The sequence below is a fragment of the Roseovarius sp. MBR-79 genome (genome assembly GCF_053628555.1).
Map to the genome: position 1 here is coordinate 272,425 of NZ_JBRJGP010000004.1, position 13,081 is coordinate 285,505.

A 13,081-nucleotide genomic window follows, 5' to 3' on the forward strand; every position below is an offset into this window, starting at 1 on the left:
AAGCGCCGACCGTGCCAACGGAGGACTGATCCGTGCAGACACCCGAAATCTTCTGGACCGTCATTCTTTGGATGATCGGCTGGGGCGTGCTGGGCGCGGTGCTCTTGCGTCGTCGCTATCTCGCGCGCGATCTCGACACGTCCAACGTGCCGTTTGCGGGCGCAATGGCGGGCGCGGCCCTTGGCCCCGTGGGCGTTGGCCTTTTGTGGCTGCGCACGCCCGCGCTCAGCGCAAAGCTCACCACGGCGCTGGCACTGCTGGCGGTGGTGCTGATCGCGGCGGCGTTTTCCTTCGCCGATCCGGAAAACAACTGCGTCGCCAACGGTGCCTTTCGCGCCAGCCAGATCACCAACGGCATCATCATCGGCATCATCTACGGGTTTATGGCGCTTGGCCTGACGCTGATTTTCTCGATCCTTGGCGTGGTCAGCTTTGCACATGGCGAGTTCTACATGATCGGCGGGATGCTCGTTTACTACATCACTGTCGTGTGGTTTCCCGAGGCGGGGCCGCTCATGGGCGTGCTCGGAGCCTGTTTCATCGCCTTCTGCATCGGTGCGCTCTTCGAGCGGGCGATGCTCACGCCGATGTATAGTGGCAAGATCGATCGTCCGGTGGAATACGGCATCCTCGCCACCTTCGGGCTGGCATTTACGATGCAGTATTTCGTGCAGGCGGTGCATGGGGCGAGCCCGGTCAAGGTGCAACGGTTCATCGATTTCCCGCGCTTCGAATGGCCCGCCGGGACCGAGACACCGGTGATCGAGACCAGCCGGGGCAATCTCACGCTGTTCGATACGGTCTCGATCTCCAATCCGCGCTTCACCGCAGCCGTGACCTGCATTCTCGTCCTGCTGGCGCTGCTCTACCTGCTGCACCGGACCTGGACCGGCAAGGCGCTGCGCGCGGTCAGTCAGGACCGCGACGCCGCCGCCATCGCGGGCATCGATCCCAACCGCATGAACATGCTGGCCTTTGCGCTTGGCGGGATGATCGCGGCGCTGGCGGGCGCGCTTCTGGTGCAGGCGTTTTCCTGGTTGCCGCAGGTGGGGGCCATTCCGGCGATGCGGTCTTTCGTCATCGTGGTTCTGGGGGGCCTCGGCTCGCTGCCCGGTGCCTTTGTCGGCGGCATCATGGTGGGGCTGGTGGAGGCGGCGGGAACGGGCTGCATCCCCGACGCGCAAAAGGCCGCCTCCTATATTCCGGCTTACGGCATGATCGTGCTGACGCTGACGCTGCTCTTGCGGCCCACGGGGCTATTCGGGCGGCGGTTCTCGTCGGGCATGCACGGGCAGGGAGGCTGAGATGCGACAGGTTCCCAATATCGCCGGTCTTTGCCTCGTGCTTTTCTTCGCGGCCTTCCCGCTGGTCTATACGGGCGGCAATTACGACTATGTCATGCATGTCCTCATCACCGGCTTTTTCTACGCGATCCTCGCGTCAAGCTGGTCGATGCTGGCAGGCTATGCCGGGCAATTCAGCTTTGGCCACATGGCCTTCATGGGGATCGGGGCCTATGGCGCGGCGCTTTTCAGCCATTATTTCTACATCACCGCCGCGCCCACCGGCACCTGCACCGAGTTTGCGTTCTTCGGCAACTGGCTGGTGATCAAGAACGCCATCGGCGTCACCTCGACCACGCTGACGCAGGATTGCCTGCAACAAGCGATCACCGAATGGGGCGACAGCGTGCGGGTCTGGCGGATGCCGGTGCTTCTGGGGATCGTGCTGGGCACGGTGGCAGGCGGACTTTCGGGGCTGCTGGTGGGGCTTCTGGTGCTGCGGCTGCGCGCGGCCTATCTCGCGCTTTTCACGCTGGGTTTCTCGGAAATCATCAAGGCGGTGATCTCGGCCGAGATCGACATCACGCGCGGTCAGGCGGGGATGGTGCTTCCGGCGCTCTTCGATGACGGGGTCACGATCCTTGGCACCGAGTTCACCCGCACCGACAAGATACCGCCCTATTATGCCATGTTCGGCCTGCTGCTGTTGTGCCTTCTGATCCTGACATGGCTCGCCCGCTCGCGCTTTGGCCTCTTCGTGCGGGCGCTGCGCGAGGATGCCGATGCCGCCGCCGCATTGGGCGTCAACACCACGCGCTACAAGGTGTTTGTCTTTACCATCACCACCGCCATGGCCGCGGCGGCAGGTGCGGTGCAGGCGCATTACATCCAGATCGTCACGCCCAACATGCTGTTCCTGCTGCAAATGTCACTTGTCGTGGCGATGGCCGTGATCGGCGGGGTGGAAAACTTCGTCGCCGCCGCGCTTGGGGCGATCTTTCTTCAGGTCATGCTCGAGCTGATGCGCACAAGCTTTTCCATCGGCGGGGTGACGGTGGACATGACCACATGGCGGCTGGTGTTCTTCGGGGTGCTGCTCATGGTGGTGCTGCGGTTTTTCCGCAACGGCCTTATCGCGCCGCTCATCGACTATTTCGCCCGCGCGGGCGTGGCCGAGGAAACCATCGCCAAACGCCGCGCAGGGGAGGCGCAGCCATGATCCATCTCAAGGTCACCAACCTGCACAAGAGCTTTGGCGGGCTGCACGTCCTCAAGGGCGTCAATCTGGAGGTGAACGGGCCGGAACTGATCGGTGTGCTTGGCCCCAATGGCGCGGGCAAGACGACGCTCACGAACATTCTCGACGGCGCGATCACGCCCTCCTCGGGCACGGTCTATCTCAACGGGCAGCGCATCGACCAGTTGCAGCCCTACGAGGTGGCGCGCGCGGGGCTGGGGCGCACGTTCCAGGTGACGCGCAGTTTCCGGCGCATGACGGTGCTGGAAAACCTCTATGTGCCCGCGCTGGCGCTCGGCCATATGAGCCAGGGGCGCGCGCTGACCGAGCGGGCGACCGAGGTGCTGGAGTTTCTCACCATCGACCACCTGCGCAACGAGTATGCGCGCGCGCTCTCGGGCGGGCAGCAGAAGCTGCTGGAACTGGGGCGGCTTTTGATGCTCGACCCCGATGTGATCATCCTCGATGAACCGTTCGCGGGCGTGCATCCCAAGCTGATGGAGGTGATCTATGCCTATATCCGGCGGATGAAGGCCGAGGGCAAGGCGATCATCCTCATCTCGCACCAGATGGACGCGATCTTTGCCCTGTCGGAGCGGCTGATCGTGTTGAATTTCGGCGAGCTGATTGCCGATGGCAAACCCGAGGACGTCAAGAACGACCCCGCCGTGATCGAGGCCTATCTGGGCCGCGACGACGAGGAGGACGCCGCATGACCGAGGCCGTTCTGGAACTGCGCGACCTGTCGGTGGGCTATTACCGCGATCTCAACATCCTGTCGGATCTGCACCTGACCGCGCGGCGCGGGCAGATCACCACTATTCTGGGCGCGAATGGCGTGGGCAAATCCACGGCACTCAAGGCCGCGTTCGGCTTTCTGCGGCCGTTTCAGGGCGAGGTGCTGCTTGAGGGCAAGAACATCATCGACATCCCCACCCATCGCCGCATCAACGAGGGACTGGCCTATATCCCGCAGCAACCGGGCGTGTTCAAGGACATGACGGTGGAGGAAAACCTGGAGCTTGGCGGCTGGACGTTCCGGCGCGACCGCGCGCAGATCCGCCGCAAGATCGAGGCCAATTACGACCGCTTCCCGGCGCTGCGTGACAAGCGCAAGCAGGCCACCGGCGAATTGTCGGGCGGCCAGCAACGTATGGTCGAGATCGGGCGCACGCTGATGGCCGAGCCGAAAATGCTTCTGGTCGATGAGCCGACGGCGGGGCTGTCAAAGCTGCTGGCGCAGGAGGTCTATGACATGCTGACCGATCTGCGCGACGAGGGGCTGACGATCCTGCTCGTGGATCAGGAAATCCGTCAGGCGCTCAAGATCGCGGATTATGTCTATGTGCTGGAGCTTGGGCGCAACAAATACGAGGGGCCGTCGTCGGATTTCACCGATCTGGAAAAGGCCTTCTGGGTGGCATGATGCAGGACACATCGCGGCTTTTCTACGGCTCCCGGCGCAGGCGGCCGCGCCTTGCCCGCGCGGAAGGCGTCTATATCGACGCGGTGGACGGGCGGCGCTGGCTTGACGGCTCGTCGGGGGCGATGGTGTGCAATATCGGCCACTCGAACCCGGCGGTGCTCGAAGCGATGCGCGCGCAGATGGAGGTGGCAACCTTCGGCTACCGGCTGCATTTCGAGACCGAGCCGGCCGAGGCACTGGCCGAGCGGCTGGCGGGGATCGCGCCCGAGGGGCTCGGGCGGGTGTTCTTCGTCTCGGGCGGATCGGAAGCGGTGGAATCGGCGCTGAAACTCGCGCGCAGCCATGCGCTTGCCATGGGCGAGGCGCAGCGGTGGAAGGTGATCTCGCGCTTTCCGTCCTATCACGGCTGCACGCTTGGGGCGCTCTCGGTCACGGGCTATGCGCCGATGACCGCGCCCTATGCGCCGATGATGGCCGCGATGCCGAAAATCCCCGCGCCGCGCGCCTGGCTTGACGGCCTGCCGCTCGATGACCCCGCGACGGGCGAGCATTACGCCGACATGCTGGAGGCGCAGATCCTGCGCGAAGGCCCCGAGACGGTGCTCGCCTTCATTGTCGAGCCGATCGGCGGGGCCTCGACCGGGGCGCTGATGCCGCCTGCGGGATATATGCGGCGCATCCGCGAGATTTGCGATCGGCACGGCGTGCTCTTGATCCATGACGAGGTGATTTCGGGCGGCGGGCGCACGGGGCGCTGGTTCTCGGGCGATCACTGGGGCGTGGTGCCCGACATGATCACGATTTCCAAGGGGTTCGGCGCGGGCTACATGCCGCTTGGCGCGCTGATCGCGCGTGACAGCATCGTGGAGGCGGTGCTTGACCACGGCAGCTATCCGCACGGGTTCACCTATGCCGGCAACCCGCTGGCCTGCGCGGCGGGGCTGGCGGTCATCGACGAGATCGAGCGCCAGGGCATGATGGCGAACGCCATGGCCATGGGCGATCTGTTGCGGTCCCGGCTGGAGGCGCTGATGCAACGCTACGAGATCGTCGGCGACGTGCGCGGCATGGGTCTTTTGCAGGCGTTCGAACTGGTCGCGGACCGCGAAACCCGCGCGCCGTTGCCCAAGCATCTGGATGCCCATGACCGGCTGGTGGAGGCGGCCTATGACGAGGGGCTGATCATCTATTCCCGGCGCTCGCGGGGCGGGCATGAGGGCGATCATTTCCTTGTCGCACCGCCGATGATCGTGACGCCTGCACAGGTGGACGAGATCATGGAGAAACTCACCCGCGCGCTTGACCGTTTCACCGCCGAGTGCGGGCTGTAGCATGTCCAGGATCATCCTGACCTGCGCCGTGACCGGCTCGATCCACACGCCCTCGATGTCGCCCTACCTGCCGTTTCGGGCAGAGGACATCGCCGATCAGGCGGTCGCGGCGGCCAAGGCGGGGGCGGCCATCCTGCACCTGCACGCGCGCGACCCCGAAACCGGCCGCCCCTCGGCGCGGGCCGCGCATTACATGGAGTTCCTGCCCGAGATCGCGCGGCGCTGCGCGGCGATCGTCAACCTGACCACGGGCGGCAGCGCGGTCATGAGCCTTGACGAACGCCTTGAGGGGCCGCTGGCGGCAGAGCCGGAAATGTGCTCGCTCAACATGGGCACGATGAATTTCGCGCTTTATCCCATGGCGGAGCGGATCACCGACTGGCGTTTCGACTGGGAAAAGCCGTTTCTCGAAGGCTCCGACGATCTGGTGTTCAAGAACACGCCGCGCGATATCGCGGCGGTCCTGCGCCTCATGGGCGAGGAGCGCGGCGCGCGGTTCGAGTTCGAGTGCTACGATACCGGCCACCTGACCATGCTGCGCCATTTCATGGATCGTGGCCTTGTGCGCGCGCCGGTCTTCATTCAGTTCGTGTTCGGTGTTCTGGGCGGCATGGCGGCCCTGCCCGAGAACCTGATCCATATGAAATCCCTGGCGGATCACTACTTTGGCGAGGACTATCTCTTCTCGGTGCTGGCCGCCGGGCGATACCAGATGCCGATGGCGGAAATGGCGGCGGATATGGGCGGGCATGTGCGCGTGGGGCTCGAGGACAGTTTGATGATCGCGCGCGGGCAACTGGCGCGCTCCAATGCCGAGCAGGTGGAGATGGTGCGCGACCTTGTCGAAGGGCTGGGGCGCGAGGTGGCGACACCTGACGAGGCGCGCGCGATGCTGGGGCTGAAAGGAGCGGATCATGTCCGGTTCTGACGTGGTCCGGGTGGCAAACCTCGAGGACATGCCCGCGCTCATGCACGCCTTGCAATCGCTCGCGCGCGACCTCGATGATCCCTTTCGCATGGAGGCGGCGACGCTTGAGGCGGCGCTTTTCGGCCCCTCCCCCCGTGCCTTTGCCCTGCTGGCGGGCGCGCAAGGGGCCGTTTTGGCGCAACCCAATCTCAGCACCTCGCTCGGCGGCACGGTCACCTTCGTGTCGGACCTGTGGGTGAGCGAGACCGCACGCGGCACCGGGCTTGGCCGCCGCCTGCTGGCCGCTGCGGCACAGGAAGGGGCGGCGCACTGGCAGGCGGTTGCGCTGCGCCTCACTGTCTATGAGGGCAACACGGGCGCGCGCGCTTTCTATGACCGGTTGGGCTTTGTCCTCCGCGCGGCGGATCGCAACGCGCTGCTCTCCGGCGACGCCCTCACCCGATTGATGGAGCAATCATGAAAGCGTTTCTCGACCCCCGCCAATCCGCCCATGACCCGCGTCACTTCATGGCCAATGGTGCCATCCTGCCCAACCCCGAGGTGCCCGCCCGCGTCGATATCCTGCGCGAAGGCGCCGAGGCGGCAGGGCTGCGCATCCATGCGTCCGAGGATCACGGGCAAGGCCCGATCGCCGCCATTCACAGCGCCGAATACCTCACCTTCCTGCGCTCCATCCACACCCGCTGGCAGCGGATCGAGGGGGCGGGGCCCGAGGTGATCCCCAATGTCCACCCCGCGGGCCGCTCCGACAGCTATCCGCGCTCGGCGGTGGGGCAGGCGGGCTATCATCAGGCCGATACCGCCTGTCCGATCGGGGCCGGGACATGGGAGGCCGCCTATTGGTCGGCGCAAACCGCGCTTTCCGGCGCGGCGGCACTGGCGGGCGGCGCGCGCGCGGCCTATGCGCTCTGCCGTCCGCCGGGGCATCATGCCTTCGGCGATCTGGCGGGGGGGTTCTGCTTTCTCAACAACGCCGCGATTGCCGCCGAACACTTGCGCGCGCGCGGCCTGCGCCCCGCCATCCTCGATGTCGATGTGCATCACGGCAACGGCACGCAGGGCATCTTTTATGCACGCGGTGATGTGCTGACCGTCTCGATCCATGCTGATCCTGCGCGGTTCTACCCGTTCTTCTGGGGCCATGCGCAGGAACGCGGGACGGGCGCGGGGTTGGGCGCGAACCTCAATCTGCCGCTGCCGCGCGGCACCGATGATGCGGGCTATATGACGGCCCTTGCTACGGCGCTGGAGCGGATCGCGGATTTCGGCGCGGATGTGGTCGTGGTGGCGCTTGGCCTTGACGCGCATGAGGATGACCCGTTTCAGGGCCTGCGCGTCACCACCCCCGGTTTCCGCGCCATCGCCGCCGCGATTGCAGGGCTTCACCTGCCGCTTCTGCTGGTGCAGGAGGGCGGCTATGTCTCGGACGCGCTCGGGCGTAACCTCACGAGTTTTCTCACCGGCATCACGGAAGGTGCGCAATGAAGATCGGCTATACCACGCTTTATTTGAAAAAGCGGTTCCCCCTGCGCATCTCGCGGGGCGAGATCACGGGGGGCGAGAACCTCTTTGTTTCGGTCACCGAGGGGGCGCTGACCGGCTGGGGCGAGATGGCCCCCGGCGCATCAGAGGGGGCCGCGACCGTGGCCGAGGGGCAGGCACAGCTTGAGGCGTTCTGCGCAAATGGCCTGCCCGGCTCGATTCATGAGACATGGGAGGCGGCGCAGGCGGCGGGTGTCGCGCCCTGTGCGCTGGCTGCCCTCGACATGGCGCTGTGGGACCTGCGCGCCAAGGAGGCCGGGATGCCGCTTTTCCGCCTGCTCGGCCTGCCCCGGCGCGGCGTGGTGTCCTCGGTCACGGTGGGGATCAACCCGCCCGAAGTGGTGCGCGAACGGGTGCCGCTTCTGCTCGCGCGCGGCGCGCGCGCGCTCAAGATCAAGCTGGGCAGCCCCGAGGGTTGTGAGGCCGACAAGGCCATGTTCGCCGCCGTGCTGGAGGCGGCAGAGGGCAGCGGCGCGGCCCTGCGCGTCGATGCCAATGGCGGCTGGTCGCTGGCGGATGCGCGCCACATGATGGGCTGGCTCGCCGCGCGCGGGGTGGAATATGTCGAACAGCCGCTGGTGCGCGGGGCCGAGGATCAATTGCCCTCCCTCTTCAAGGATCGTGCCTTGCCGGTTTTTGTCGATGAATCCTGCCGCTTTGCCTCCGACATTCCCGCCTATGCCGATGCCGTGGACGGGGTGAACCTCAAGCTGATGAAATGCGGCGGCATCACCGAGGCGCTGCGCATCGTCGCCACGGCGCGCGCGCTTGGCCTCAAGACGATGATCGGCTGCATGGGCGAAAGCTCGGTCGCCATCGCCGCCGGGGCCTCGCTCTCGGCGCTCTTCGATTATATCGACCTCGATTCCCATCTCAATCTCGACCCGGACCCGGCCAAGGGCGCGCCTTTCGTGGATGGCGTCACCCTGCCCGAGGACCGCCCCGGCCATGGAGGAGCCTTGAACCATGCTTGATGCGTCCCGACCCATTGCGCTTTATGCCGAGGCCACGATGGGCCAGCTCAACGCCAAGATGGCCGAGGGCATCCTGCGCTATGGCCGCAACCCGGTGGCGGCGGTGATCGACAGCACACAGGCGGGCCGCCGCGTGCGTGATCTCTGCCCGCTCGACAGCGACGTGCCGGTGGTGGCCACGCTGGAGGAGGCCGAGGCGCTTGGCGCGGAGGTGCTGGTTCTGGGCACCGCGCCGTCGGGGGGCCGCGTGCCGCCCGAATGGATGGCGATCCTGCGGCAGGCGGTGGCCGATGGCCTCAGCGTCGTCAACGGGATGCATGACCGGCTGGAGCCGGTTCTCGGCCCCGATCTGAAACCGGGCCAATGGGTCTGGGACCTGCGCGTGCCGCAGGGCGACATGCCCCCGATCGCCATGGCCCGCGCGGCAAAGCTCGACAATATCCGCGTGCTGATGGTCGGCACCGACATGGCCATCGGCAAGATGACGGCGGGGCTGGAGCTGACCCGCAGCTTGCAGGAAATGGGGCGCGACGCCGCGTTTCTGGCCACCGGGCAGACCGGCATCGCCATCACCGGGCGCGGCATTCCGCTCGATGCGGTGCGCGTCGATCACGCGGGCGGCATGGTCGAGCGGATGGTGATGGAGGCCGCCGCGCATGAGGTGGTGGTGATCGAGGGGCAAGGCTCGCTTTTGCATCCGGGCAGCACGGCAACTTTGCCGCTGATGCGCGGCAGTTGCTGCAACCGGATGATCCTGTGCCACCGGGCGGGGATGACAGCGCTCGATACATTGGACGAGGTGCGCGTGCCGCCCTTGCGCGAGGTGATCGCCCTCAACGAGGCGGTGGCGCGCGCGGCGGGCGCTCTCACGCCCGCGCGGGTGGTGGGCATCGCGCTCAACACCGCGCGGCTGAGCGTGGCCGAGGCCGAGGCCGCGTTGCGCGCCGTCGAGGACGAGACCGGCCTGCCCGCCACCGACCCGGTGCGTCAGGGGGCGATGCGACTGGCCGAGGCGGTGATGGCATGAGCGGCGCGCCCGAGTTGGGCCGCATCACCGCGCGCGGCACCCCGCGCGAGGTGGGGCGTGCCCTGGGCGAGGCGGGGCGCGCGGCGGTGCATCAGGTGCTGATCGGCGCGCCCTATTGGCAGGCCGTCACCGCGCCAGACCACCGCGCGGCGGTGGCGCGCATGGGGGACGGGCTGCGCACGCGGTTTCCGGCAATATGGGCGGAGCTTGAGGGGCTGGCCGAGGGCCTTGCCCTGCCCTTCGCGGAGGTGCTCGCGTGGAACTGTCGCGGCGATCTCGTCTCGAACGCGCCCGATGGCTGCACCACGGTGCTGTTGCCGGGTCCGGAGCCGGTGATTGCCCATAACGAGGACGGGCTACCGGGGTTTCACGGCCACGTCTTCCTTGCCGACGTGACGCCGGTGGGCGCACCCGGCTTTACCTCGTTCTGCTATCCCGGCTCTATCCCCGGCCATACCTTCGCCATGACCGAAGCCGGGCTGGTGCAGGCGGTCAACAATATCCGGCTGCGCGGCGTCGTGGCCGGGGTGCCGCGCATGGCACTGGGACGCGCGGCGCTTGGGTGTCACTCCCTTGACGAGGCGGCCGCGCATTTCAAAGCCAACAATGACAGCGGCGGGTTCCACATGGCCTTTGCGCAGGCGGGCGATGCACGCCTCCTGAGCGTGGAATATGGTGGTGGCGCGGTTTCGGTGGTGGAGGTGCGCGAACCGCAGGTCCATGCCAATCACGCCCTCCACCTGCACCTTGGCCCCGAGGGGCAGAGCATCACCCGCTCCTCTGCCGACCGGCAGGCGCGCGGCACGGCCCTTCTGGCCCAAGGCATCCTGAACCCGCTTGCCATCCTGCGCGATACGGGCGGCCCCGGCCTGCCCGTCTTTCGCACCGCGCCCGACGATCCCGACGACGAGAACACGATGGCGACAGCGGTGTTTCGGGTTCGCGCGACCGGAGTGGATTGGGAAGTGCGCGCGCAGGGCGAAATGGCGGTGGCGCATGCGGGTGAGGTTGCCCGCGGCTGATCCCCCCAAAACAAAGGACCCCCGCAAAAGCGAGGGCCCCCTGTCATTTCAATCCGACCGTCAGAGACCGGTGGTCACGTCGATCGTGTTGCCCTCTTCGAGCGTCACATAGGCTTTCTTGACGTCCTTGCGGCGGCCAAGCATGCCACGGAAGCGCTTGGACTTGCCCTTGGTGATGGTGGTGTTGACTGCCTTCACCTTGACGCCAAAAAGCGATTCCACCGCTTCCTTGATCTGCGGCTTGTTGGCCGCGATATCAACCTCGAAGACGATGGCCCCGTTTTCGGAAACCATGGTCGCCTTTTCGGTGATGACCGGCTTGCGGATCACGTCGTAATGTTCGGGTTTCGCGCTCATTTCAACCGAGCCTCCAGTGCTTCGACACCCGCCTTCGTGAGCACGAGCGTGTCACGCTTGAGGATGTCATAGACATTCGCGCCCATCGTGGGCAGCACATCGAGCCCCTCGATATTGGCCGCCGCACGAGCGAATTCGGCATTGACCGCGGCACCGTCGATGATCAGCGCGCGCTTCCAGCCCAGATCCTTGATCTGCTTGGCAAGGGTCTTGGTCTTGCCATCGCCTGAGGCCATGTCGATCACCACAAGCTCGCCTGCGCGGGCCTTGGCCGACAGTGCGTGCTTGAGGCCAAGCGCGCGCACCTTCTTGGGCAACTCATGCGCATGGCTGCGCGGAGTCGGGCCCTTGTAGATGCCGCCCTTGCGGAAGATCGGCGCGTTGCGGTCGCCGTGGCGTGCGCCACCGGTGCCCTTCTGGCGATAGATCTTCTTGGTCGAATAGCTGGTCTCGGACCGGGTCTTGACCTTGTGCGTGCCGGCCTGCGCCTTGTTGCGCTGCCAGCGGACGACGCGGTGCAGGATATCGGCACGCGGCTCCAGGCCGAAGATGTCTTCGCCCAGATCGACCGAGCCGGCCTTTCCGCCGTCCAGTGTGATCACGTCGAGTTTCATTCCTCGCCTTCCTTCTTCTGGGCCTCGATTGCGGCCTCGGCCTCCTTGAGGGCGGCCTCCTCGGTCGCGGCGGCTTCCTCGGCCAGACGCTTGGCTTCGGCTTCGGCCTCGGCGGCGGCCAGAGCGGCAGCCTCCTCGGCGGCGCGTGCAGCCTCTTCAGCAGCGGATTTCAGCGCCGCAGGCAGAATCGCGTTCTCGGGGAACGGTTTCTTGACCGCATCCTTGATCGTGACCCATCCGCCCTTGGAGCCGGGCACCGCGCCCTTGACCATGATCAGGCCGCGGTCGGCATCCGTGCGGACAACCTGGAGGTTCTGCGTGGTGACACGCGCCGCCCCCATGTGACCGGCCATCTTCTTGCCTTTGAAGACCTTGCCGGGGTCCTGACACTGACCCGTGGAGCCGTGGCTGCGGTGGCTGATCGACACACCGTGGCTGGCCCGCAGACCGCCGAAGTTGTGGCGCTTCATCGCACCGGCAAAGCCCTTGCCGATCGACGTGCCCGACACATCGACGAACTGCCCCGCGAAGTAATGATCGGCGGTGATCTCCTCGCCGACGGCGATGAGGTTCTCCGGCGCCACGCGGAATTCCGCGATCTTGCGCTTGGGCTCGACCTTGGCCGCCGCGAAATGGCCGCGCATGGGCTGCGTCGTGCGCTTGGCCTTGGCGGTTCCGGCACCGAGTTGCACGGCCGAATAGCCGTCTTTCTCAGGGGTGCGCTGTGCCACCACCTGAAGCTTGTCCAATTGAAGGACGGTCACAGGGATCTGCTTGCCGTCTTCCATGAAAAGCCGGGTCATCCCGACTTTTTTCGCGATCACACCAGAGCGCAACATCATCTTGCCCTCCTCAAACCGAAATCTGCACGTCCACGCCGGCCGCGAGATCGAGCTTCATCAGCGCGTCCACGGTCTGCGGGGTGGGATCGACGATGTCGAGAAGCCGCTTGTGGGTGCGGATCTCGAACTGGTCGCGGGATTTCTTGTTCACGTGGGGGCTACGCAGAACGGTGTATTTCTCGATCTTGTTCGGCAGCGGGATCGGTCCGCGCACCTGCGCGCCGGTCCGCTTGGCGGTGTTGACGATTTCCTGCGTGCTGGCATCCAGAACGCGGTAGTCGAACGCCTTGAGCCGGATGCGAATATTCTGGCCTTGCATTGAGATAGCCTTTCGCGGCGTTGGAGTTGATAGGAGGAAGGCCGGACCATCCGGCCTCCCTCTTCGAACCCTGAAGGTTGTTACACGAGGATTTTCGACACGACGCCTGCGCCGACGGTGCGGCCGCCTTCGCGGATGGCGAAGCGCAGGCCGTCTTCCATGGCGATGGGGGCGATCAG

At 66.1% G+C, this 13,081-nt stretch carries 16 protein-coding genes; 11 read left to right on the forward strand and 5 right to left on the reverse strand.

Going from position 1 to position 13,081, the window contains the following annotated elements; genetic code table 11:
* Window positions 1–32: 32 nt before the first annotated feature.
* From ACSSV8_RS06160 to ACSSV8_RS06210, 11 genes are read left to right on the forward strand one after another with little or no spacing between them, the layout of a single operon-like run.
* A complete protein-coding gene (locus ACSSV8_RS06160; RefSeq protein WP_454281855.1) occupies window positions 33–1,304 on the forward strand; it encodes a branched-chain amino acid ABC transporter permease in 1,272 nt (423 codons plus the stop codon).
* A 1-nt stretch (window position 1,305) separates the two neighbouring features.
* On the forward strand, window positions 1,306–2,502 hold the full coding sequence (locus ACSSV8_RS06165; RefSeq protein ID WP_454281856.1) for a branched-chain amino acid ABC transporter permease: 1,197 nt from the start codon (window positions 1,306–1,308) through the stop codon (window positions 2,500–2,502).
* Window positions 2,499–3,236, forward strand: a complete 738-nt coding sequence (locus ACSSV8_RS06170; RefSeq protein WP_454281857.1) for an ABC transporter ATP-binding protein — start codon at window positions 2,499–2,501, stop codon at window positions 3,234–3,236. The genes ACSSV8_RS06165 and ACSSV8_RS06170 overlap by 4 nt, the downstream gene beginning before the upstream one ends.
* The gene (locus ACSSV8_RS06175) at window positions 3,233–3,946 is read left to right on the forward strand and encodes an ABC transporter ATP-binding protein (RefSeq protein ID WP_454281858.1); all 714 of its coding nucleotides are present in this window, start codon (window positions 3,233–3,235) and stop codon (window positions 3,944–3,946) included. Before ACSSV8_RS06170 ends, ACSSV8_RS06175 begins: the two co-directional genes overlap by 4 nt.
* Window positions 3,943–5,277: an aminotransferase family protein gene (locus ACSSV8_RS06180; RefSeq protein ID WP_454281859.1), complete on the forward strand. Its 1,335-nt coding sequence runs from the start codon at window positions 3,943–3,945 to the stop codon at window positions 5,275–5,277. Before ACSSV8_RS06175 ends, ACSSV8_RS06180 begins: the two co-directional genes overlap by 4 nt.
* Window position 5,278: 1 nt before the next feature.
* On the forward strand, window positions 5,279–6,205 hold the full coding sequence (locus tag ACSSV8_RS06185; protein ID WP_454281860.1) for a 3-keto-5-aminohexanoate cleavage protein: 927 nt from the start codon (window positions 5,279–5,281) through the stop codon (window positions 6,203–6,205).
* The gene (locus tag ACSSV8_RS06190; protein ID WP_354537555.1) at window positions 6,192–6,665 is read left to right on the forward strand and encodes a GNAT family N-acetyltransferase; all 474 of its coding nucleotides are present in this window, start codon (window positions 6,192–6,194) and stop codon (window positions 6,663–6,665) included. Before ACSSV8_RS06185 ends, ACSSV8_RS06190 begins: the two co-directional genes overlap by 14 nt.
* Window positions 6,662–7,690, forward strand: a complete 1,029-nt coding sequence (locus tag ACSSV8_RS06195; RefSeq protein ID WP_454281861.1) for a histone deacetylase family protein — start codon at window positions 6,662–6,664, stop codon at window positions 7,688–7,690. Before ACSSV8_RS06190 ends, ACSSV8_RS06195 begins: the two co-directional genes overlap by 4 nt.
* A complete protein-coding gene (locus tag ACSSV8_RS06200) occupies window positions 7,687–8,721 on the forward strand; it encodes a dipeptide epimerase (protein ID WP_454281862.1) in 1,035 nt (344 codons plus the stop codon). The genes ACSSV8_RS06195 and ACSSV8_RS06200 overlap by 4 nt, the downstream gene beginning before the upstream one ends.
* On the forward strand, window positions 8,714–9,748 hold the full coding sequence (locus tag ACSSV8_RS06205; RefSeq protein ID WP_354537558.1) for a DUF1611 domain-containing protein: 1,035 nt from the start codon (window positions 8,714–8,716) through the stop codon (window positions 9,746–9,748). Before ACSSV8_RS06200 ends, ACSSV8_RS06205 begins: the two co-directional genes overlap by 8 nt.
* On the forward strand, window positions 9,745–10,770 hold the full coding sequence (locus ACSSV8_RS06210) for a C45 family autoproteolytic acyltransferase/hydolase (protein WP_454281863.1): 1,026 nt from the start codon (window positions 9,745–9,747) through the stop codon (window positions 10,768–10,770). The genes ACSSV8_RS06205 and ACSSV8_RS06210 overlap by 4 nt, the downstream gene beginning before the upstream one ends.
* Before the next feature lie 60 nt (window positions 10,771–10,830).
* Here ACSSV8_RS06210 and ACSSV8_RS06215 read toward each other — a convergent pair whose 3' ends face one another.
* The 5 genes from ACSSV8_RS06215 to ACSSV8_RS06235 form a co-directional block, all read right to left on the reverse strand.
* Window positions 10,831–11,127, reverse strand: coding sequence for a 50S ribosomal protein L23 (locus ACSSV8_RS06215; protein WP_454281864.1), 297 nt, complete (start codon window positions 11,125–11,127; stop codon window positions 10,831–10,833).
* Window positions 11,124–11,741 carry a 50S ribosomal protein L4 gene (gene rplD, locus ACSSV8_RS06220; protein WP_354537561.1) on the reverse strand — a complete coding sequence of 206 codons (618 nt, stop codon included), beginning with the start codon at window positions 11,739–11,741 and terminating at the stop codon, window positions 11,124–11,126. The genes ACSSV8_RS06215 and rplD overlap by 4 nt, the downstream gene beginning before the upstream one ends.
* Entirely contained in the window at window positions 11,738–12,580 is an 843-nt protein-coding gene (rplC, locus tag ACSSV8_RS06225; RefSeq protein WP_354537819.1) for a 50S ribosomal protein L3, read from the reverse strand. Before rplC ends, rplD begins: the two co-directional genes overlap by 4 nt.
* A 13-nt stretch (window positions 12,581–12,593) precedes the next feature.
* Complete coding sequence (gene rpsJ / locus ACSSV8_RS06230) at window positions 12,594–12,902, reverse strand: 30S ribosomal protein S10 (RefSeq protein WP_354537562.1); 309 nt, start codon at window positions 12,900–12,902, stop codon at window positions 12,594–12,596.
* 80 nt (window positions 12,903–12,982) lie between these two features.
* On the reverse strand, window positions 12,983–13,081 hold a 99-nt coding region (locus ACSSV8_RS06235; protein ID WP_454281868.1), incomplete at its 5' end, for an EF-Tu C-terminal domain-related protein.

Bases quoted from the DNA above. Each gene is read 5' to 3' on its own strand.
- ACSSV8_RS06170 (WP_454281857.1), top strand. From the start codon at position 2,499: ATGATCCATCTCAAGGTCACCAACCTGCACAAGAGCTTTGGCGGGCTG.
- rpsJ (WP_354537562.1), bottom strand. From the start codon at position 12,902: ATGCAAGGCCAGAATATTCGCATCCGGCTCAAGGCGTTCGACTACCGC.
- ACSSV8_RS06190 (WP_354537555.1), top strand. From the start codon at position 6,192: ATGTCCGGTTCTGACGTGGTCCGGGTGGCAAACCTCGAGGACATGCCC.
- ACSSV8_RS06180 (WP_454281859.1), top strand. From the start codon at position 3,943: ATGATGCAGGACACATCGCGGCTTTTCTACGGCTCCCGGCGCAGGCGG.
- ACSSV8_RS06165 (WP_454281856.1), top strand. From the start codon at position 1,306: ATGCGACAGGTTCCCAATATCGCCGGTCTTTGCCTCGTGCTTTTCTTC.
- ACSSV8_RS06195 (WP_454281861.1), top strand. From the start codon at position 6,662: ATGAAAGCGTTTCTCGACCCCCGCCAATCCGCCCATGACCCGCGTCAC.
- ACSSV8_RS06215 (WP_454281864.1), bottom strand. From the start codon at position 11,127: ATGAGCGCGAAACCCGAACATTACGACGTGATCCGCAAGCCGGTCATC.
- ACSSV8_RS06205 (WP_354537558.1), top strand. From the start codon at position 8,714: ATGCTTGATGCGTCCCGACCCATTGCGCTTTATGCCGAGGCCACGATG.
- ACSSV8_RS06210 (WP_454281863.1), top strand. From the start codon at position 9,745: ATGAGCGGCGCGCCCGAGTTGGGCCGCATCACCGCGCGCGGCACCCCG.
- ACSSV8_RS06175 (WP_454281858.1), top strand. From the start codon at position 3,233: ATGACCGAGGCCGTTCTGGAACTGCGCGACCTGTCGGTGGGCTATTAC.
- ACSSV8_RS06200 (WP_454281862.1), top strand. From the start codon at position 7,687: ATGAAGATCGGCTATACCACGCTTTATTTGAAAAAGCGGTTCCCCCTG.
- rplC (WP_354537819.1), bottom strand. From the start codon at position 12,580: ATGTTGCGCTCTGGTGTGATCGCGAAAAAAGTCGGGATGACCCGGCTT.
- ACSSV8_RS06185 (WP_454281860.1), top strand. From the start codon at position 5,279: ATGTCCAGGATCATCCTGACCTGCGCCGTGACCGGCTCGATCCACACG.
- rplD (WP_354537561.1), bottom strand. From the start codon at position 11,741: ATGAAACTCGACGTGATCACACTGGACGGCGGAAAGGCCGGCTCGGTC.